This window comes from Psychrobacillus glaciei, assembly GCF_008973485.1.
Lineage (GTDB): Bacteria > Bacillota > Bacilli > Bacillales_A > Planococcaceae > Psychrobacillus > Psychrobacillus glaciei.
Map to the genome: position 1 here is coordinate 1,031,929 of NZ_CP031223.1, position 22,312 is coordinate 1,054,240.

General features: G+C 35.6%; 17 protein-coding genes. 15 read left to right on the forward strand and 2 right to left on the reverse strand.

All coding sequences use genetic code 11. From position 1 onward, the window contains the following. Positions 1 to 65: 65 nt before the first annotated feature. The 14 genes from PB01_RS04605 (at position 66) to PB01_RS04670 (ending at position 18,858) form a co-directional block, all read left to right on the forward strand. A complete protein-coding gene (locus PB01_RS04605; RefSeq protein WP_151699104.1) occupies positions 66 to 1,382 on the forward strand; it encodes a nucleotide sugar dehydrogenase in 1,317 nt (438 codons plus the stop codon). A gap of 13 nt (positions 1,383 to 1,395) precedes the next feature. Beyond that, the gene (locus PB01_RS04610) at positions 1,396 to 2,127 is read left to right on the forward strand and encodes an acyltransferase (protein WP_151699105.1); all 732 of its coding nucleotides are present in this window, start codon (positions 1,396 to 1,398) and stop codon (positions 2,125 to 2,127) included. Further along, positions 2,128 to 3,543, forward strand: coding sequence for a lipopolysaccharide biosynthesis protein (locus PB01_RS04615; protein WP_151699106.1), 1,416 nt, complete (start codon positions 2,128 to 2,130; stop codon positions 3,541 to 3,543). 12 nt (positions 3,544 to 3,555) lie between these two features. Continuing rightward, a complete protein-coding gene (locus PB01_RS04620; protein ID WP_151699107.1) occupies positions 3,556 to 5,148 on the forward strand; it encodes a 7-cyano-7-deazaguanine synthase in 1,593 nt (530 codons plus the stop codon). Then, positions 5,145 to 6,212, forward strand: a complete 1,068-nt coding sequence (gene wecB / locus PB01_RS04625) for a non-hydrolyzing UDP-N-acetylglucosamine 2-epimerase (RefSeq protein WP_151699108.1) — start codon at positions 5,145 to 5,147, stop codon at positions 6,210 to 6,212. Before PB01_RS04620 ends, wecB begins: the two co-directional genes overlap by 4 nt. 188 nt (positions 6,213 to 6,400) lie before the next feature. After that, entirely contained in the window at positions 6,401 to 7,699 is a 1,299-nt protein-coding gene (locus PB01_RS04630) for an O-antigen polymerase (RefSeq protein WP_225986167.1), read from the forward strand. Continuing rightward, complete coding sequence (locus PB01_RS04635; protein WP_151699110.1) at positions 7,696 to 8,811, forward strand: glycosyltransferase; 1,116 nt, start codon at positions 7,696 to 7,698, stop codon at positions 8,809 to 8,811. Before PB01_RS04630 ends, PB01_RS04635 begins: the two co-directional genes overlap by 4 nt. Continuing rightward, positions 8,808 to 9,872 carry a glycosyltransferase gene (locus PB01_RS04640; RefSeq protein WP_151699111.1) on the forward strand — a complete coding sequence of 355 codons (1,065 nt, stop codon included), beginning with the start codon at positions 8,808 to 8,810 and terminating at the stop codon, positions 9,870 to 9,872. The genes PB01_RS04635 and PB01_RS04640 overlap by 4 nt, the downstream gene beginning before the upstream one ends. A gap of 89 nt (positions 9,873 to 9,961) precedes the next feature. Further along, a complete protein-coding gene (gene galU / locus PB01_RS04645) occupies positions 9,962 to 10,825 on the forward strand; it encodes a UTP--glucose-1-phosphate uridylyltransferase GalU (protein WP_151699112.1) in 864 nt (287 codons plus the stop codon). 13 nt (positions 10,826 to 10,838) lie between these two features. Next, the gene (locus PB01_RS04650) at positions 10,839 to 12,056 is read left to right on the forward strand and encodes a glycosyltransferase family 4 protein (protein WP_151699113.1); all 1,218 of its coding nucleotides are present in this window, start codon (positions 10,839 to 10,841) and stop codon (positions 12,054 to 12,056) included. 84 nt (positions 12,057 to 12,140) lie between these two features. Further along, positions 12,141 to 13,184, forward strand: coding sequence for an LCP family protein (locus PB01_RS04655; protein WP_225986168.1), 1,044 nt, complete (start codon positions 12,141 to 12,143; stop codon positions 13,182 to 13,184). A gap of 880 nt (positions 13,185 to 14,064) precedes the next feature. After that, the gene (locus PB01_RS04660) at positions 14,065 to 16,596 is read left to right on the forward strand and encodes an N-acetylmuramoyl-L-alanine amidase family protein (protein ID WP_151699114.1); all 2,532 of its coding nucleotides are present in this window, start codon (positions 14,065 to 14,067) and stop codon (positions 16,594 to 16,596) included. Positions 16,597 to 16,611: 15 nt separating this feature from the next. After that, positions 16,612 to 17,322 carry an SH3 domain-containing protein gene (locus PB01_RS04665; RefSeq protein ID WP_151699115.1) on the forward strand — a complete coding sequence of 237 codons (711 nt, stop codon included), beginning with the start codon at positions 16,612 to 16,614 and terminating at the stop codon, positions 17,320 to 17,322. Beyond that, positions 17,323 to 18,858, forward strand: a complete 1,536-nt coding sequence (locus PB01_RS04670) for a SpoIID/LytB domain-containing protein (RefSeq protein WP_151699116.1) — start codon at positions 17,323 to 17,325, stop codon at positions 18,856 to 18,858. Between the two features lie 325 nt (positions 18,859 to 19,183). Here PB01_RS04670 and PB01_RS04675 read toward each other — a convergent pair whose 3' ends face one another. Together PB01_RS04675 and PB01_RS04680 are read right to left on the reverse strand one after the other, a co-directional pair. After that, positions 19,184 to 20,356: a CAP domain-containing protein gene (locus tag PB01_RS04675; protein ID WP_151699117.1), complete on the reverse strand. Its 1,173-nt coding sequence runs from the start codon at positions 20,354 to 20,356 to the stop codon at positions 19,184 to 19,186. A gap of 30 nt (positions 20,357 to 20,386) precedes the next feature. Then, a complete protein-coding gene (locus PB01_RS04680) occupies positions 20,387 to 21,022 on the reverse strand; it encodes a YigZ family protein (RefSeq protein ID WP_151699118.1) in 636 nt (211 codons plus the stop codon). 140 nt (positions 21,023 to 21,162) lie between these two features. Here PB01_RS04680 and PB01_RS04685 point away from each other — a divergent pair, with 140 nt between their 5' ends. Further along, a complete protein-coding gene (locus tag PB01_RS04685; protein ID WP_151699119.1) occupies positions 21,163 to 22,308 on the forward strand; it encodes a sensor histidine kinase in 1,146 nt (381 codons plus the stop codon). Positions 22,309 to 22,312: the final 4 nt, after the last annotated feature.

A 22,312-nucleotide genomic window follows, 5' to 3' on the forward strand; every position in this document is an offset into this window, starting at 1 on the left:
TGGTAGTAGTCTGGAAATTACTTAAAATTTATATAATCTGATTGACAATTAAAGGAGAGACAATAATGTCTACATATTATGAGGAATTATTAGCAAAAATTGAAAATCGTACTGCGGTAATTGGTGTAGTTGGATTAGGCTATGTTGGATTACCACTTTCAGTTGAAAAAGCAAAAGCTGGATACACTGTTATTGGTTTTGACGTACAAGAATCTAAAGTAGAACAAGTAAATGAAGGCATTAACTATATTGGTGACGTAGTAGATCATGATTTGAAAGATATGGTGGATTCAGGACACTTAAGAGCTTCTTCCGATTACGGTTCTATTACTGCAGTGGATGCAGTTGCTATCTGTGTACCAACTCCATTAGATATTTATCAACAACCAGATACTTCATACGTTGAAAGTTCTGTGCATGAAATTGCAAAATATGCAAAAAAAGGAACTTTAGTAGTTCTTGAATCAACAACATACCCAGGTACTACAGAAGAAATTATCCGCAAAGCATTAGAAGACCAAGGATTTACAGTAGGAGAAGATATTTTCATCGCGTATTCTCCTGAGAGAATAGATCCAGGTAACAAGAGCTTTAATACAAAAAATACACCAAAAGTAGTTGGTGGTATTACGGAAAAATGTACGAATGTAGCAGCTGCGCTTTATAGCAGTGTACTAGATGGGGATGTGCATAAAGTTTCAAGTCCAGCTATTGCTGAAATGGAAAAGATTTTTGAAAACACATTCCGTCATATTAATATTGCACTTGCAAATGAGATGGCTATTCTTTGTGAAAAAATGGGAATTGATGTTTGGGAAGTTATTGATGCAGCAAAAACAAAACCATACGGCTTTATGGCGTTTTATCCAGGCCCAGGTTTAGGAGGACACTGTATTCCAATCGATCCATTCTATTTAACTTGGAAAGCTAGGGAATATAACTACCATACAAAACTAATCGAATTAGCTGGTGAAATTAATAACTCGATGCCAGATTATGTTATTACACGTACAATGCAAATATTAAACGATGAAGGTAAAGCACTTCGTAATGCGAATGTTCTTTTACTTGGAGTTGCTTATAAAAAAGACATCGATGATATGCGTGAATCTCCATCATTAAAATTAATCGAATTACTTATTAAACAAGGCGCTGATTTCAAATCAATCGATCCTCATATAGGACAATTTAGAGTAAATGGTGAAACTCTAGAAACTTCTGAGTTAACAGATGAGATGCTCGAGGCAGCTGATATTGTCATTTTAGCAACAGATCATAGTTCATTTGACTATGCTAATATCGCCAAAAAATCAAAAGTAATTTTTGATACGCGTAATGCATTCAAAGGAATCGAAACTCCAAATCGTTATATCAAGCTATAAGGGGGCTACGAAAATGAACTTTATACATGAAACTGCTGAATTAGGTGAAAATACGACAGTTGGTCATTTCTCAGTAATTGAAGAAGGCGCGAAAATTGGTAACAATGTTCGCGTCGGTAATCGTGTAACCATTCATGCAGATTCTATTATTGGTGATGGTACTACGATCGATGATGGTGCAGTAGTCGGTAAACAACCAAAGCCTGCAAAAACAAGTACAATGCAAATTACGAAAAAAATTCCTCCACTTCAGCTAGGAAAAGAATGTACAATTGGTGCAAATACGATTGTCTATAGAGGAGCAATAGTAGGAGAAAGTACATTAATTGCAGACCTGGCAACAGTTCGTGAAGATGTGGAAATTGGTTCTTTTGTGATCATTGGACGTAATGTGACGGTCGAAAACTTTGTCACAATTGGTGACCGTACGAAAATTCAATCGAACTCTTATATTACAGCTCATTCTACTTTAGAAGATCATGTCTTCATCGCACCTTGTGTGACAACGACAAATGATAACTTTATGGGTAGAACGGAAGCACGTTTTGATAAAATTCGTGGAGCAATTGTAAAACGTGGGGCTCGTGTTGGTGGTGCTTCTATTATTCTTCCTGGTATTACAATTGCAGAAGAAACTTTTGTAGCAGCAGGTGCTATCGTTACAAAAGATACAGAAGAAAAAACAGTAATTAAAGGGTTCCCTGCTAAATTCTTGAAAAATGTACCTGAGGAGGAACTACTCTAAGTGTTTTCTCAGCTAAAACGTTTAGGAGCGGATTCGCTCCTTTACGCATTTATGAATGTAGGAACGAAACTAATCGCATTTATATTGTTTCCGCTATATGCTTACTATATCGGTGATACAGCGAAAATAGGTATACTTCAGCTTGTTGATACCAATGTTTCCATGCTAACTTTTTTGGTTATTTTTGGTACAGATTCTGCTTTAGCCTATTATTATTTTGAATATAAAGATAAAGAAACACGTGAAAAATATGTTCGATCTGTGATGACTTTTCGTTTATCAGTTGTTTTCTTGTTAGTTATTGCATTTTTAATAGGTGGAGATTGGCTTTCCTCATTACTTCTAGGCTCTTCTGGATACACTGACTTGTTTTATATTGCACTTGGCACACTTTGCTTAGATACGATAGTTACCTTAGTATTAACGATTTTAAGGTATGAATTTCAAACAAAAAAAGTGGTATTCACAACAGTAGCTAAAATGCTTTTGATTGCTATTGTTTCCGTCCTTTTCTTAATGTTCATTTGGGATTCACTTGATGGGATATTAGTAGCAAGACTGATAAGCGTAGGAATTATAGTCTTAGTATTAATTAAGCCTGTAAAAATATATTTACGACCTTTGTTTGAATGGGGTATCTTAAAAAAAATCTTAGTTTATGCAGCTCCATTAGTTCCCGCTTCTTTAGCATTTTGGGTGATTGCAAATGCAAATAACTATTTTTTAAAAGCATATGGAACCTTATCAGATGTTGGACTATACGGTACAGCAATTAAATTTGCTACTTTCATTACGTTATTAACGAGTGGCATTCAATTAGCGTGGAGACCATTTTCTATGTCTTTAAAAGACAAAGATAGTAGTCCAAAGTTGTTTGCTACTTTATATGCAGCTTTCTTATTGGTAGGGAGTTTAGGAGTTTTGTTGTTAGCTACAGCAATGCCGTGGATAATTTTAGTTATGCCAGAAGAATTTAGAATTGCATTTCAGTACGTAGCACCAATTGCTATTGCAACATTTTTAAATTTTTATTATATGATTGTCTCGACTGGGATATTTTATACGAAACAAACGAAACATATTTCTATAGCTTTTGGAATAGCAGCAGTAATTTCAGTTATATTGAATTTTATTTTTGTGCCAGTCTTCTCGATTTGGGGTACTGTTATCTCGTATATAGTAGCATACTGTGTTGCATTGTTTTTAGTATTCCGCAAAAGTCAAAAGCTGTACTATGTTCCTTTTTCGGGATTTAAAATGGCGTGGACAATCTTTTGGTTAATCGCAGCAACTGTAAGTATTGTTTATATTCAAGTAAAGGATCTAAATAATTGGTCAATTGCAGGAGTTTGGATTGGATTTATTGTCCTGATTCTTCTTGTTCGAATGGACAAATATTTTGTGAAAAGAAAGTAATGGTGATAAGACATGGAGAAAAAATGTATAACTAACCTGAGACATAAAGAATTTTATCCTATAAAAGGTGTGGGGTATGAAGGTTTTTTTAGAGGTTATTTTTACTATAAAAATCAATATGTCACCCATGAAAACTTTGCAAATCTATATAATGATGGGGCAACTCCAGATCCCACGGTTTGGAATGGAGAATTTGCGCTCATTTTACAAATGAGCAATGAGATCGTTTTAGTTACAGATAAAAAGAGATCTATTCCATTGTTTTATACGTTAAATGAATCAAATGATTGGATTGTACAAGATCACCTTGAGCCAAATTCTACTATGTCCTTTCACAAAGTTGCAGAAGAGGAACTTTTATTAGCTGGCTTTGTCGCGGGTGAAAAAACATTATTTCAGAATTGGTACCAGTTGGAAGTTGCTTCTATAGTTCATTTAAAGGAGCGGGCATCCAAGCATTCATATTATTCGTATGTAACAGAAAAAGAAAATGACTCTGTCGACGCTTTTGCTGAGGAGCTAGCTCATATTTTAAATGAAGTATTTGATGACTTAGTAGTAAGATTGGCGGGACGAAAAATTGTTCTTCCCTTAAGTGGTGGATATGATTCTCGTATTATTGCATTATTATTAAAAGATAGAGGGCTCTCTGATTCTATTGTTACCTTTACGTATGGCAGACCTGGTAATGGAGAAGCTACAGTTAGTAAAGAAATTGCCGACCGCCTAGGATTGAAGTGGAAATACTTTGCCTATGACAAAGCAATGTGGGAAGAACTTTATAAATCGAAATTATGGAAAGATTATGTTCTATACGCAAGCAATGGAGCATCGGCTGCACATTTACAAGATTTCCCCAGTACTAAGTTATTGGTGGAAGAAGAGTCCTTACAAAATGCAGTTTTTATGCCTGGTCATTCACTAGATTTTTTAGGTGGAAGCCATTTACCATATGAAGCGATTCTTGATAAAGAGTTTACAACGAAGGAAGTAGTAGATTTTATCGTTCTTAAGCATTTCCGATTATGGCAAAAAACTGGTGGGATAAGTTTTACAAATAGTGATATTTATAATTCAGTTACGAAATATGTATCAGATTACACAAATCTTACAAATGAGCGAGTAACATCGATTATGGATGAATGGAACTGGAAGGAAAGACAAGCAAAGTTTATCATTAACTCTGTTCGAGTGTATGAATACTTTGATCAGGATTGGTCTATGCCATTATGGGATGATCGATTAATCCATTTCTTTAGTAAAATCCCAGTGGATTTAAAATATAAGAAGTATTTATATGATTATACATTGCATAAAATGTATCCTGATTTTTATCCATACCCTCAAAAGCCTGGACCAGAAAATTCATTGAGAAACAAATATGGATTACTTTATCCTTTATTACGCAAAATATATCGAAAGAAAAATCTTTACCGCAAATATTTTGATGAGCCAATGGAATGGTTTGGAATTTATCCTACGTATAAACAATATGTAGATTCCTTAACTTTTAAAAAAGATGGTCAAAAATATAGTAATCCGTATAATATAAATTCGTTTATTGTAAAAGATATGATAGAGATGATGAAGGAGATAACAAAATGAAAGTTCTAACAATATTAGGAGCAAGACCTCAGTTTATAAAAGCAGCTGCAGTTTCACGTGTTATACGTGAAGAAGAAGTAACAGAGCTCATTGTTCATACTGGACAACATTATGATGCAAATATGTCTGATATCTTCTTTGATGAGTTGAATATTCCAAAACCAGACTATCATTTAGGAATTGGTTCTGGAAATCATGGAAAACAGACTGGTGAAATGTTAGCTAAAATTGAAGAAATTATTTTAAAAGAGACTCCGGATTTTGTGCTCGTATACGGGGACACTAATTCTACGCTAGCAGGTGCACTTGCTGCTGCGAAACTGCATATTCCAATAGTACATATCGAAGCAGGTCTAAGAAGCTTTAATATGAAAATGCCGGAAGAAGTAAATCGTATTTTAACGGATCATGTTTCAAGTTTGCTTCTTTGTCCAACAAATACAGCTATCCAAAACTTAACAAACGAAAACATTATGAATGGCGTTTATAATATTGGTGATGTTATGTATGATGCAGTCTTATACAATAAAACACTTGCTAAATCTACCTCTACTATTTTGGAACGGGAAGAATTGCAATCAAAAGACTACTTATTAATAACGATTCACCGTGCAGAAAATACGGATGATGTCGATCGTATGAGATCAATTCTTGATGCATTTAGTCAAATACCAGACAATAAAGTGTGGCCAATTCATCCGCGTACGAAGAAAATATTAGAGGACTATGGGTTCCAGTTGGATCAAATTCCTAATTTAAAAGTAATCGAACCAGTTGGCTATTTAGATATGTTGTCATTAGAAATGAATGCAAAGAAAATTGTCACGGATTCTGGCGGAGTTCAAAAAGAAGCTTATTTTGCTGAAGTGCCTTGTATAACGGTTCGCGATCAAACAGAATGGGTGGAAACGCTAATAGAGGATGCAAATATCCTAACTGGAACGGATACGACTAAAATAGTGGAAGCAGTACAAAAGCAAGTCTCTCCGTCTTATACGCCTGTATTTGGGGACGGAAAAACTGCAGAAAAAGTATTAGCTTTACTGAAGGAATATTCAGCTTAATTAAGCTGCTGCCCCAGGCAGATGCAACAGATTTTTATCGAGCTAGCTTGATAAAAATCTTGGCGTAATTGATGAAAATAAAGTAGGTGTGAGCATTGTTAATTTTTAGCATATGGCTCTTTACTGTGGTGGCTTCCACATACCTTTTCCATAAGGTTTCTGGAAGCCTTTCCCTTGTAAAGCCAAATATGATTTCTATAATATATTATTATTCTTTCCTTATCTCCAGTTATATTGGCGGATTATTAATTGCCTTAGGAATAGATGATTATTATATGATCAAAAGAATGGATCATGAAGAATATCGGATTATTGGATTTATTTTATTGACAATATTAATGATTTTGTTTCCACTTACGCAATTAGTTGTAGGAAGACTTTTTGGTTTTAATGCACAATTAGAATATGATCGATACCTACATGAACCTGTTCGTACAAGTGTAGATAAGAATAAAACCGTTTTTCGGCTAGCATTTCTTGCTCTTTCAGGCATTTCAGTTTTGGCTATTGCCTACACTTTTCTGAAGACCTCCAACCTTCCAATTTTAGAACTGTTAAAAGGGAATACATCAGAACTAGCGAAAATGCGGATAGATGCATCGAGAGGAATTAGCGGAATTGCTGTATATATACGGAATATATTTGGAATTGCTTTAACACCAATATTATCGATTATTGCGTATGTTTATGCTGCCAAAACGAAAGAGTTGTTTTGGAAGGCTCTTTTCTTTGTATTATTTATATCATCTGTTTTAATTTCTACATATGATTTAGCTAAATCTCCAATCTTCTTTTATCTCATCATGTTAATACTAGCGATGGTCTATTCTAATAACTTAACGCTTAATTGGAAGAAAATAAGTGGCTATTTGATAGCTGGGATTGTCCTTTTAGTCATCATGTATATTGCTATTCAAGGTGTTACTCAAGTGGAAAGCTTTTTAGCTTATAATACAGGTCCAATAGGAAGAATAATATTAGCGCAAATTGCACCTTTTTTCTTGCATTTGGATACTTTTTCTCACTCCCTTCCTTTACTAGAGGCAAGAGGTTTACCTTCCTTTATCATTGGCTTTTTTGACTTGGAACAAGTTCGTTCTGCTCGAATGGTAATGGAAAATGTTTTCCCAGAGAATGTGGATAAAGGTACTGGTGGTGTATTAAATACAATTTTCTTAGGTGAAGCTTTTGCTTCCTTTGGATATATGGGTGTAATGGCGGCAATTGTTTACATTGCCACTATCATTCAGCTCCTTTATATAGTTTTGATCCGTTTACGAAAAACACCAGTTGTTATTGCACTATTTGTGTATTTCACGATTAATATTCCAAGGACGCTTGTCGGGGGAGTTTCAGATTTCTACTTTAACCCAATTTGGGTGATAATGACCGTTGTTTTAGCAGGATTATTTATTCTAGAACAATACTTTATGGTAATTTGGAATTTTCTTATAAGCAAAGTGAAGAAGAAAAGAGTGAAAGTATGAAGAATATAATTATTTATTATCCTTTTACAATAGCTTCCAATCCTAAAAGTGGCTCTGCCATACGTCCAGTCGAAATGTTAAAGGCATTTGAAGTGTATGCGGACAAACATGAACTAGAGATTATCGTCATTTCTGGTACTACTAAGGAGAGACGACTGCTATGGAATAAGGTTGTAGCAGAGAAAAAATACGAGCATACGTTGTTTTGTTATTCCGAAAATCAGACAATTCCCTTATGGTTAACAGATCCAGGACATATACCAAAAGACTGGAAAATAGATAAGGATGTTTTTAAAACTCTAAAGAAGCATCATGTGCCAATAGGTATTTTTTACCGAGATGTATATTGGAAGTTTGATGAATTGTATTCGTTAAGAGGACTAAAAAAGTTCGTTATGCAAACTATTTATAAAATGGAAGAAAATTTATATGGAAAATATATGCATACTATATTTTTACCAAGTGATGCGATGGGGAAATATGTAAATATAAACACTGCTAAAATGGCACTTCCTCCTGGCGGTCGATTTACGGAAATCCATACGGATAGTAAAGTTATTCAGCAACCTTTCAAAGGAATTTATGTTGGTGGCATTAATAATGATGATTACGGACTTCCTACATTAGTAGAATCATATGACTTGTTAAATAAAGACAATGTTTTAGGCGAATTAATCATCGTTTGTCGTGAAGAAGAGTTTACTCAGTTAAGCAGTTCGGAAAAGGAAAAACTAAGTAAATCGTATATTACATTAAAGCATGTGAGTGGTGCAGAACTGCAACAAGTGTATGAGGAAGTAGATTTTGCTTTTATTCCAAGAAAAAGATCGATATATAATGATTTTGCTGTGCCGATTAAGTTAGTGGAATACTTAACAGCTGGACTTCCGATTATCGCAACAGACTGTTCTGCACAAGAAGATTTCATCCAGTCAGGTCCATATGGGATTATAACTGGTGATGATGCAGCAAGTCTTGTCCAAGGAATGCACTCGATTGAGCCACATTTTACAGAATTTAAGCGTAATATTCAACAATCATTCTTACAAAAGCATGCATGGAATGAACGTGCCGAACAAGCGGCGCATGCGCTATTAGGAGGCAAACAATGAAAATTGCATTATTAGCTCCAAGTAAATCGATTCATACGCATAAATGGGCATTGTTTTATCAATCTCAAGGAATCGATATTAAAGTGTATACATTTAAAGATCATTATTCCGTGGACAATGCAAAGCAAATACCGACAGAAATTTTACCAAAAGTATTGCCAGGAAAAGCTTCCTATTTAGCAGCTGCACCAGCCTTGAAAAAGATGCTCAAAGAATGGAATCCAGATGTATTACATTCACACTTTGTATCAAGCTATGGTCTATTAGGTGCCATGGTGAACTATAAAAAGTATTTTGTTTCAGTATGGGGGAAAGATATTTTTGTATTTCCTAAAAAAAGCAGGCTTAACAAAAAGTTAATCGAATTTACGTTAAATAAAGCTACTGCTATTTGTTCAACCAGTCATGTTATGGCGAAAGAAACGAATCTGTATACAAAACGTCCGGTAGAAGTAACTCCTTTTGGGGTAGATATCGAACAGTTTTATCCATCATCAACTATTGCGGAAGCTGATGAAAAAATCATTGTGGGAACAGTAAAAGCTTTGGAAGATAAATACGGTATTGCTGATTTAGTAAAAGGGTTTGCTTTGTTTCATAAAGAATTTCCAAATTCAGAGCTTCTCATTACAGGGGACGGTCCACAAAGAGCGGAATACGAAGAACTTGCGAAAAATATGGGAATTGAGAAGGTTACAACATTTACAGGGAAAGTACCGAATACAGAAGTACCTAATGTAATTCGTAAAATGTCCATTTTTGCTGTACCATCTACAGAAGATAGTGAAAGTTTTGGGGTTGCAGCAGTAGAAGCTATGGCTTGTGGAGTCCCTGTCGTAGTATCCAACGTAGGCGGCTTGCCAGAAGTAGTCGTGCAAGATGTAACCGGAATTGTAACTGACAAAAATAGCCCAGAACAACTAGCAACTGCATTTAAAAAGTTGGCTAGAAATAGTGAGCTAAGAGCTACGATGGGCAAAGCTGGAGTAGCGCATGTAAAAGTGCATTACAGTTGGATTGATAATGCACATTATATGCTTTCATTGTATGAAAAATATTAACAGACCGTTGACTGAGCAGTTGCAAAAAAATCCTGCTCATCAAAGACACACGTTTCAAGACAGTCTGTTAAATGAAAAGGTGATTGGACATGATAAAAAAAGCGGTAATTCCTGCAGCAGGTTTTGGGACACGTTTTCTTCCTGCAACCAAAGCTTTGCCAAAAGAAATGTTGCCAATTGTAGATAAACCAAATTTACAATACATTATCGAAGAAGCAATTGCTTCTGGAATTGAAGACATTATCATTGTGACAGGACGCAACAAAAAGTCAATGGAGGATCATTTTGATAAGTCGATCGAATTAGAACTTCTTTTGAAAAAAACGGGTAAACTAGAATTGCTAGAAACGGTCGAAAATATTTCTAACCTAGTGGACATTCATTATATGCGTCAAAAAGAACCGCTTGGATTAGGACATGCTATACTATGTACGAAAAAGTTTATTGGCAATGAACCATTTGCAGTCCTACTTCCAGATGACATTATTGATGCAAAAGTTCCTGCTTTAAAACAGATGATTGATAAGTATGAGGAAGTCCAAAGTAGTATTTTAGGGGTGAATGAAGTTCCGACAGAAGATGTCCATAAATATGGAATTGTGGACTATAGTGAAGCTGAAAATAATCTATTTTCTGTGAAAAGATTAGTTGAAAAACCTTCTATTGAGAATGCTCCATCCAACCAGGCAATTGTGGGACGTTACATTTTAACTCCTGCCATCTTCGAGGAGTTGGAAAAAGTTCAACCAGATGCAAAAGGTGAAATACAGTTAACAGACGCAATTGATTCATTATTAAAGAAAGAATCTATTTACTCTTACATATTTAATGGAAAACGATATGATGTTGGAGATAAATTGGGGTTTTTACAAGCAACTTTTGACTTTGCATTAAAGCGAGACGATTTAAGAGAGCCACTACTTGCATACTTGAAGAACAAATTGAGAGAATAAAGCGGTGATAGCTATGCGTATTGTATATTTATGTCAACATTTTCCACCTGAAACTGGAGCTCCACAAATCCGTGTGTATGAGGTAAGCAAAGAACTATTGGCACAAGGCCATGATATTCAAGTAGTCACTGCTTTCCCACATCATCCACATGGTGTTATTCCGGATGATTATAAAGGAAAGAAATATGAATTTGAAAAGTGGGATGGTATTCCAGTCCATCGCACATGGATTTACCCTTCGAAAAAGGGAACTTTCTATAAACGTTTAGTGTCTTATTTTTCATTTACATTTAGTTCTTTTTATGGGCTAATGAAAGCTGGGAAAGTAGATGTTATTATCGTCAATTCACCTCCCATCTTTTTAGGGTTAACCGGTTTATTAAGTGCCAAACTTAAGGGAGCGAAATTTGTTTTTAACGTAGCGGATGTTTGGCCAGAATCGGCAGTAAAATTAGGGCTTGTAAAAAATAAGTTTTTTATTAAGCTCGCTGAAATTTTGGAGTCTTTCCTTTATAAGCATTCATGGAAAATAGCAACCGCAACAGACGGTATAAAGTCCTATATTATTAATCATTCTCAGCCTGAAGATAAAGTGTTTGTCTTACCAAACGGTGTAAATACGACCTATTTCCAACCGGCTGAAAGAGACGAAGCTTACGTAGAAAAATTTGGTTTACAAAATAAGTTTGTTTTTTCTTATGGTGGAAATCTAGGATATGCACAAGGTTTAGAGTTTATCATATATGCAGCTAAGAAAATGCAAGAAACCTTGCCACAAGTGCATTTTTTGATTGCCGGAGCTGGTCCAGAAGAAGAAAAGCTTCATCAGTTGACGGAAGAATTGGGACTTATGAATGTTTCATTTTTAGGCCATCTTCCTTTAAATGAAATGCCAAAATTATTTTCTGTAACAGATGTTAGTATTGTACCCTTACGTGATTTGAAATTATTTGAAGGTGCACGACCGTCGAAGATTTTTCCAGCAGCATCTTCTGGTGTTCCAGTGCTTTATTGTGGAAAAGGAGAAAGTGCTGAAATTATTTCTAAAAATGGAATTGGTCTAGTTGCGACACCTGAAAACGTAGATTCCATTGCACATACAATGTATGAATTTGTCGAGATGAATGAAGAAGATCGCAAGGAAATGCAAGCAAATGGAAGAAATTTAGCGATAAATGAATACAGTTGGTCATCCATTGTAAAAGATCTATTGCATAACCTTACGAAATAGTAATTGTCTTTTTGATATACATGTCGAAAAAAGTTATGTATAATTTGGTGAGATTATATTTTATAAGTAAAGTAGGTAATTAATATGGCTACTTCGCGTCGTATAAAACGCAAATCCAAGACGAGAAGAAAAATTTTATATACGGTACTAATTGTTTTAATGGTTATGCTTTCAGGTGTTATTGTTTTTGCAACTAATTTATCCCTGCAGACGAAAAATGCAATAACAAAAATGTATGAACCGTTGGACAAGGATATAGATAATAAGAATAATTCTACCAAGAAGTTTAATAGTGCTAAAGCGGAAGACTCTGCTTTTACAATGCTAATAGCCGGAATTGACAATCAAGAAAAGGCAAAGTATGGTCGTTCGGATGTTTTAATGGTAGCAACTGTTAATCCGAAAACGGAAAAAATATCGATGGTAAGTATTCCACGTGACACGAGAGTTTATATACCTGATTTAAGATATGAAGATAAAATCAATCATGCTTATGCATTCGGGGGCATAAACTATACGATTAATACTCTGGAAAAGCTTCTAGATATTCCAATAGATTATTATGTTTCAACGGACTTCCAAGGTTTTGAAGATATTGTCAACACAGTTGGCGGCGTAGATGTAGATGTTCCATTTACGTTTAAAGCACAGCTTACTGGTAGTTTAAAATGGATGACCTATACAAAAGGCCCAATGTACTTAAATGGTAATGAAGCACTTGCTTATGTCCGAATGCGTAAAAAAGATCCTCTAGGAGACTTGGGACGTAATGATCGACAAAGAAAAGTTATTCAAGAAATTATTAATAAAGCTACAAACTTAAGTAATATTACGAAAATCGACGATATGATTAAAGACGTAGGAGATAACGTAAAAACGAACATCCCCTCCTCGGAATACTTTAGCTTGATCAAGATGTACCAAAAAATAAAATCATCCCCAATCGAACAATTACAACTCGAAGGAAATGATGATACAAGAAAAGGTATCTATTACTACATTCTAAAAGATGATTCACTAGAAGAAGTTAAGCGACAACTGAAACTAAATCTAGAAGACTTCGGGCAAAATGCACAAAGTGAAATAAACACAACTAAATCAGTAAATGATTTAACAATCGGCGAGTAAAACGAGTAGGTCGCAATGACCATTCGTTTTACTCTTTTTTTGTGGGAAGTAAACAAATTGTGGTGCCACGAACAGGTTGATTTCCGCTACAGGCGGGAGGGAGGTCCGTGAGCCTACTCGTTTCGCTGTGGGGTTTCATCTGTCTCCGAGGAACGAAGGCTAAGAGCACCACATCGTGTGGCAACGCCTTCGTGAAAAATATCCTGTTGGCCTCCCGTTGGAGCTTCCTCCTTCCGCTACAATCAAAAGTGCAAAAAAGAAAGACAATATGCTTCTGGTACTTTCCTTTGTTTAATAATATAGCAAGCGGAAACAGAGAAAAAAATAAGTAGTATAAGTTCAAAAAGAAGCGCTAAGCGGACGAAATTGTATCTTCGTCCGCTTTTAAAAGAATTGGAAAGTATCTAATCTCTCATTAACCAAACCAAATGCACCATGTCTTTACAAATTCCATGAGTGAGACGGACAAACATTCGCCACAAGAATCATTACTCTAACGTTAATAGTGTAGCTAATATTTCGTCTAAAGCACTCAGGAATTAGTAAAGACTAGATAAACTTAAAGAACTCACATTTTTCTTAAACAGTTTTCCAAATTAGTTACTATACTAGGTGAATTATTCTCGCATATCTTGAATTCAGTCTCTAAGTGCCAAAAAAGCTCACTTCCTGACATAAGATTATGACAAAAAGTTATTTTTTTCTCGGCTATAATTCATAATATTGTTTATTTAATCTTAAAAAACCACTATTTAGGTATTATTTATTACATATATTTATATTACATTCTTGTAACATTGGTTTTAATTACATTCGTTGGATTGTTTTATCTAATTTTGTCTATTAAAATGGAAGAAATACACGTTTCAAGGAGGAACAAATGAAAAAAATAATAGCATCTTCTGTTTTAGCAACTTCTGTCCTTATGCCAATCAATGTTCTAGGGAGCACTCCACTATCTACTTACGCAGCCTCCAGTCAAACGGTTGTAATAGACCAACTTGTCGGGAAAAAAGCTTTACTTACAGCTTCAAACGTCAACGTAAGAAAAGGAGCCGGAACCGAGTTTAATAGTATTTCTAAAGTACATACAGGTCAAATTGTCTCCGTTCTTGCTACTGAAAAAAATAGTAAAGGCGAGATTTGGTACAAAGTTTCCTATAATTCTACAGAAGGTTGGATTATTAGCGATTTTTTGAAAGCAGCAACTACTGCTGTAAAGAGTAGCACTACAACTTCTGGTACTTCTTATGCTGGAACAACTCAAAAAATAGGGAAAAATGCCGCAAATATGAGAAGTGGTGCAACAACTTCTTATAAAGTAGTAGCTACAATCCCAGTAGGCACTTCATTGAAAATAGTTAGTGCATTTACAAATGCCCAAAATGAAGTATGGTTTAACGTAGATTACAAAGGTAAAAAAGGTTGGGTGACATCTGACTTATTTGTGCTGAATGCAACCGCGGGAGAAACAGCAACATTGATGAAAGTAGTCAACCAAACAACGATTCATAAAGGTGCTACTAAAAATTATGACGTCGTTTCTACTGCTAAACCTGGAACAACACTTGTAATCCATCAAGAGTTTACGAATGCCTTGAACGAAAAGTGGGTACAAGTAACCTATGCTACAGGAAAAAAAGGTTGGATGCTTGCGTCAGCTTTTGAAGAAGCGTCAATCGCAAACAAAGTGATTATTAAACAAACTTCTGTCTATTCCGGTGCAACTACGAACTATAAAACGGTTGCAACATTAGCTGTAGGTACAAAACTTTCGATTTTCCAAGAGTTTACAAATGCTTCAAAAGAAAAATGGTATCAAATATCCTATGCGGTTGGTAAAAAAGGTTGGGTTCCTGCAGATTCATTTGAAAGTGTTTCATCAATTCCTGAAAATCCATCAACCGAATTACCCCCTGTAGATGAGAGCAATCATGTGGTAATTGATACGAATATAAAAGTTTCAGTACCAGTTGCCAATATGCGTTCAGGGCCAGGAATTAATTTTGATGTCGTGACACAATCCAAACAAAATGATGAATTTGTATCAACCGAATATGCAACAGATGCAATTCAAGAAAAATGGTACAAAGTGAGCACCAGCAATGGAGATGCATGGATACATCAATCTGTTATTTCCATAGTAGAAAATACGGATGAAATCCCAGATTTTGATGAAACAGGGGTAATTAAACGATTTAATGCATTAATGTATACGGATAGTTCTTTTAATTCTAAAGTAATACTAGGATTACCAAAAAGCACAACCTTTTCTATGATTAATCAAATAATCTCTGATGGCACTTCTTGGATAAATATTCGTACATCTCAAGGCGTTGAAGGTTGGATTCCAGACTTTGAAATAAATGATGATATTCCAACGATGTTTGGGACGAAAACTTCTACTGTTTATAGTGGAGCAAGCGAAACATCTAAAAAAGTAGATACAATTAATTTGAACTCTCCTGTAAGAGTATTACGTACATTAAATAGTTGGGTAAATATTGAAACACAAAGTGGAAAAAGAGGATGGATTCAAGCATCTGTATTATCAAATGGTTCACCAATCCAATTAATAAATGGTAGAACAGAAGTAAGAAATGGGCAAGACTATCTTGTATGGACTAAACCGTCTAAATTTAAGTTGACCTATACAATGCCATCTTCCAATGTATTAAGAGTGTATGGTAATCTATCTCAAATTAACGAGATTAAATCAAAAATTACTGGTGTCGACAATATGAAGATCGAACAAGTAGCTGGTGGTACATCTGTTTTATTAATAACCTTCAATGCTAATTATACGTACACGATTCGAGATTCTGATAAAGAACTGACGATTAAAGTAGTACCAAAAGGCTTAGTAGGAAAGAAAATTATTGTGGACGCGGGGCACGGTGCAAAGGATCCAGGGGCTGTAGGACCTAAGAAGACAAAAGAAAAAGATGTAACGCTTGCGACAGCTAAGGCATTGAAAGCGGAATTAGAGGCTGCAGGGGCAACGGTTGTCCTAACTAGAAGTACAGACGTATTTTTGGAATTAAAAGAGCGTACAGATATTGCTAATAAATCAGATTACGATGCATTTATTAGTATCCATGCAGACTCATTTAATGCAACTTCTAAGGGAACTACTACTTATTACAACGCGACCGTGAACTTTAATGGTCCGAAGAGCTTAACGCTTGCAAAGAGTATTCAATCAGATTTAGTGAAAACAATCGGTACTTACAATAAAGGAGTTAAAGAACAACTTTTTTATGTCAATCGTATGAATGAGCTTCCTTCTGTATTAGTAGAACTAGCGTATATATCCAATCCTACTGAAGAAGCACAATTAGCTTCTGTAGCCTTCCAAAAGAATGCAGCAGCAGGAATTCGAAAAGGTTTAGAAAACTATTTCAATCAATAAGAGGGAGGAAGGTACATGATGAAGAAAAAGTTAATAGGTGCATTTGCTACTATTCTAGGTCTTAGTTTAATAGTTTCTATGTTTATTCCTACATCTACAAAAGCGGATTCCAATTTACTTTTGGCATCTGTTGAATGGGTACAAGCACAGTTAAATCCATTACAAACGAAAGTAAATACCTTAGAAAAACAGCTTGCTGATCAAGATGCAATGATTAAACAATTACAAAAAGCAGTTGCGGAAGGCGGTAATGTGGTTGTAACACCACCAACTACTACAGTACCAGATGGGTCTACGGATTCTCCAAAAGTAGTGTACACATCTGCGAGTAATGTAAAAGTGCATAGTGGTGCATCACGTGATTATAAGGTTTTAGCAACTTTTGGAGCTGATAAAGCCCTAACTGTCATTGATCAATTTAAATCAGCTACTGGATTGTGGTATCGTGTTGAAGTATCTTCTACTGTAAAAGGTTGGGTATTTTCAGGAGATGTTACAACAACTAAACCTACTAGCTATATACCCACAAATGTAATAGCTAAACAAGCTGTCAACGTAAGGAAAGGTGCAACAACAAACTATCAATCACTTGAATTGGTAGCAAAAGGGTCCACCTTAAAATATTTAGGGTCATTCAAAAATGCGAGTGGCGAAACATGGTACAATGTGCAAACCGCAAAAGGAATTAAAGGTTGGGTGCTAAGTACGCTAACTGAGGTGAAATAAATGTTCAAATTAGGACGGACCGTTTTATCTGTAGCGATACTTAGTTTCTTGTCAGCAAATACTGCGTTTGCATATTCACAAGAAAGTTATCCAAAACAAGTATCCGTGGAAGTACATTCCGCATCTTCCACATCACTAAATTTAAATGGCGTATACAAATTAGAAAACTTAACAACAAAAGAAATGTTCTTTGCGCTTCCAAATACACCGGTTACGTTCTCGCAGGTAAATGGGGAAGTATCTATTTATCAAATAGGCGCAACAATGTATTCTGCAAATGGATATGCTTTACATGCTTTAACTGGCAATGAAAAAATGGTCGTGTTCACTGCGGATGTAGATGGTAAAAAAGGTGCTACTGCAGATTATGAAGTAGTAAAAGCATACAAAGCATTTCAAGGTGCATATCTTGTAAATGAATTTACAAATGCAGCTGGTGAACTTTGGTACTCCGTTACGGATGAACAAGGAGTTTCTTCATGGGTACCTGCTTCAAGTGCTACCGTTGGATCCTTTGTAAATCAGCCTCTTGGCAAGACACCATCTGGGACACAGTACCGAGGCAGCTTTAGTGTTGTAAAATCCGGTGCAAATGTACAAATTGCCAACAGACTGGATTTAGAAAACTATTTGAAAGGTGTTATTCCGAACGAATCACCTGCTTCTTGGCATATTGAAGCATTAAAAGCACAAGCAGTAGCTGCACGAAGCTATACGTTAAGTAAATCCGGGATACTAAGTAGTACAACAAAAGACCAAATGTACAAAGGATATTCTTCGGAACAAAAGAGTACAAATTCAGCAGTGGATGCAACAACTGGTTTAGTGATTAAATCTACTGGAAAGCTAGTTCAAGCATATTATTATTCTACTAGTGGTGGCAGAACTGCCAATATTGGCGAAGCATGGGATACAGCCCAAGTGCCATATTTCGTCTCAGTAGATGATTCAATCGAAAAATCTCCCTATAGTAATTGGATCGTCAGCATTCCCGCTTCCAATATTTTAACGAAGTTTGGATTTAATGCATCTACTGATCAATTACTAGATGTGAAGATTACAAAAGGTGGATCTAACGGGGAAGTAACAGCCGTATCGATTGTTACTTCTGCTGGTGAAAAAACAATCAAAGGTAATGAAACAGTCATGCGCGGTGTATTTTTAGATGCCAACAATGCATCTTTAAAATCAAACTGGTTTGATATTAATTTCACAAAACCAACTGGTGCAGCAAACCTTGCTATACAGAAAGTAACTGGCACAACCGCTGTTAATTCTTTAACAAATATGCAAGTTCAAACAGCAACCGGGATCGAGACGATACCAAGTGGAGCGGTCTCCATTCAAACAAATGAAGGAATTGTCTCCACAACAGCATCAACTCCCGGCATCCAATCTATTACCGTCAACGGAAAAGGCTACGGCCATCGAATCGGCATGAGTCAATATGGTGCCAAAGCCCGCGCAGATGCAGGCTGGACATATGACCGCATCCTTAAACACTATTACCAAGGCGTAACAATTGAAAAGTACTAACCAAAAGGTGACCAACTTAACTTGGTCACCTTTTTTGTATAGGTAAAAATTCACATTAAATGGTTAAGGGAGACCTAATACGGGTGAAAGCAACTCAATTAGTATGGAGAGCAACCAATTAATCCATGAGAGTAACCAATTCAAATAAAGAGCAACCAATTCGGCCATGAGAGCAACCAATTTATTCGTAAGCCCGCCAACTGGGCAAATTCAGAGGGTTCAGCATAGAAACAGTGGAATTAATTGTAACTAAATAACGATAAATGGCTGAACGCGACAAAAGCCGTCTCTTAGTCTAAATGCAACTTAAGAGACGGCTTTCTATTTAAGGCTTTATAAAGTTTTCCGTATAGTAGGGAATTGAGCCATATGTCCATTTGGCAAAATGAACACCAACCCCTAGTTGGGTATAATTGGTACTAATAATATTTTTACGGTGGCCAAGCGAGTTCATTAATGCCTCGTGGGCAAAATAAGGATTCGAGTAGCCCATGGCGATATTCTCTCCGGCATTTCGGAAAAGTATTCCTCCATTCTTCAACCGGTCAAAAGGTGATTCACCGCGCAGATTATCGTGGTTGAAATAATCATTTTCTCCCATGTCCAAACTATGTTTGCGAGCAACATTTGAGATGCTAGTAGAATACTGTAAGATGGAAACTCCTTGTGCTTTTCTTTCGGCGTTTGTTAATTCAAATAAAAGTGATTCGTAACTGGATTCTAAGCTGCTTGATTTTGGTGGGTATAGATTTGAATTTCTATTAATTAATTCTTGATCAATTAATAATATTGCAGAGACTTTATTATCATTATGTACATCGATAAAAAAGTTAGCTTCGTAAGTTGGTAATTTATACGTAATAATTTCAATCGGATAGGTGTTACCGGTTGTTTCGTATTGGTTTCCTAATTTACTTTCGATTTGGCTGACGGTGTTAGTAATTGAAATACCATTAAATTGATAGTTTTTATCTTTTGTATAAAGCGAAGCGATTTTATTGTTTAAATAACTAATTGCGTAAAAGTTATTATACTTTTGGTGATAAATAGATGTTGATGCATTAAATTCATTTGTTACGGTTCTTTTTGCCGTTCCTAACTCTGATAAAACAGAAGTAATCGAGTCACCAACAGTAAACGAAGTTCGAGCAGTTCTTACACAATTGAGTTGGCTCATTTTTTCTTTGGATGGTGTTTGGTATAAAATGGTTGAATCGTTTTTTATTACTAACCCTCCACCTAAATGAAAGTAAGCTCCTTTATTTACATACACGCGAAAATTTTCACCGACTATTACCTTTCTATAAACTTCAAAGTTGCCATTCACATTTTTAAAAATGGCCGTCGGTTTTTGAATGATCACTCGACCGATTTGCCCCGATTTTAGTTCGACTCCATCCCAAGAAACGATACTTGGACAATCCGCAGCTGCAAACGAACTAGGTGGACCTATACTTATACTTACAAGGAACACTAATATTACGATAAATTTTTTCATGTATTTACCACCCCTTGTAAAAAGTATAAATCAATTTACTTCAAATTCCAAAAACTCTTTTTCGACAATTTCGATTTTTGCTTGTCCATTTGTTATTTCAGACATCCAATCTAAAAACTTCGCCTCTTCTTTTGCTATTGTATAGACAAAAACTTCGACAGAATCTGCATAGTTTATTTCTTTAAGAGGATAATCAGAGCTTCGTACTTCATTTTCAACTTTTCCTAACCAACTGTAGTCAATGGATACTTTCATCAAGTGATGAAGCTTACGTTCGACAACTTTTGCTACATCAATACCTTGTGTTGTCGCTTTACCATAAGCGCGAATGAGGCCACCCCCCCCAAGTTTTATGCCCCCAAAATATCTAGTCACCACTACGACTGTATCTTTGAGTCCTTGTTTTTTAAGGACTTCTAACATTGGAAATCCTGCAGTGCCACTAGGTTCGCCGTCATCATTCGCTTTTTGGATATGATCATGCTCACCAATTATGTAAGCCGAACAGTTATGATTGGCATCTTTATGCTTTTGTTTGATAAGATGAATAAAACCAAGTGCTTCCTCCTCAGTTTCGGCTCGCTCCACATACGTGAGAAAACGTGATTTTTGGATAATAATCTCACTTTTACCAGAATCTTTGACAGTTAGGTAGTCGTTTCTCATTTATAAATTGTCCTCCTCGAATTAATTGAAATATAGTTGTAAACTAATTTTAATTTATTTTTAGTATATAAGTGCTATAATAGGGTTTGTCAGTAAGAATGAATGTAGTCTCATTTATCCAAACAAAGGAGAAATAGCAGATGACGAAAAAGAACCTTGAAGCACAATCGTTAGATGTTATTTTCGATCGAATGGTAGAAGTCATGGACCATTCGAAAAAGGATATTTTCATTATAAGCGAACAAAGTCGAGAAAACTTCAATGAAATGAAAGTTGAGTTAGAAATAATTCGTGGAGACATTGAAGCAGTCATTATTGAAGCTGATTTGTTAGAATCAAAATCGAAATTAGCTAGAAACCGCTTAGCAGAAGTATCCAAAAACTTTGAAACGTACGATGAACCCCAAATACGAAATGCATACGAAACTGCGAATGAAATTCAAATTAATCTACTCATCAAACGAGCAGAAGAAAGACAACTTAGAAACCGAAGAGACGAATTAGAGCGTAGACTCCAAGGTCTTCTCGAAATGATTGAGAGGGCAGATCAGCTCGTTAATCAAGTAAATATAGTGATCAATTATTTAACTACTGATTTAAAAGAAGTTGGAGAAGCGCTTGAAAATGCAAAAATTAAACAAGATTTCACTTTGAAAATTATTGAGGCTCAAGAGGAAGAACGCAAAAGACTTTCTCGTGAAATACATGACGGTCCCGCCCAAATGCTTGCGAATGTGTTACTAAGAACAGATTTAATCAATCTTACATATCAGCAGCGAGGTGGAGAGGAAGCAATGAAAGAGATTGTCGAACTAAAAGAGATGGTTCGAAATGCACTTTCAGAAGTTCGTCGAATTATTTATGATCTTCGCCCTATGGCCCTTGATGATTTGGGACTTGTGCCCACACTTAGAAAGTATTTATCAACTATAGAAGAATACAATCCAAGAAGTACAATAAATTTTCAATCGTATGGAGTAGAACAAAGATTGCATACTAATTTTGAAATTTCCATTTTCCGTCTAATACAGGAATCTTTAACAAACGGTTTGAAACACGGGAAATTTAAAGAGGCATGGGTTAAAATTGAATGGTTGAAACAAAAAATAAATTTAATCGTCAAAGATAATGGGATAGGTTTTGATCCAAATGTGGCAAAAGATAAATCATTTGGTTTAATCGGTATGCGCGAGCGAGTTGAATTGCTAGAAGGAACGATGAAAATTATTTCATCCCCTGGCAATGGTACAAGCCTTTTGTTTAGTATCCCAATAAATGAGGAATAATAAT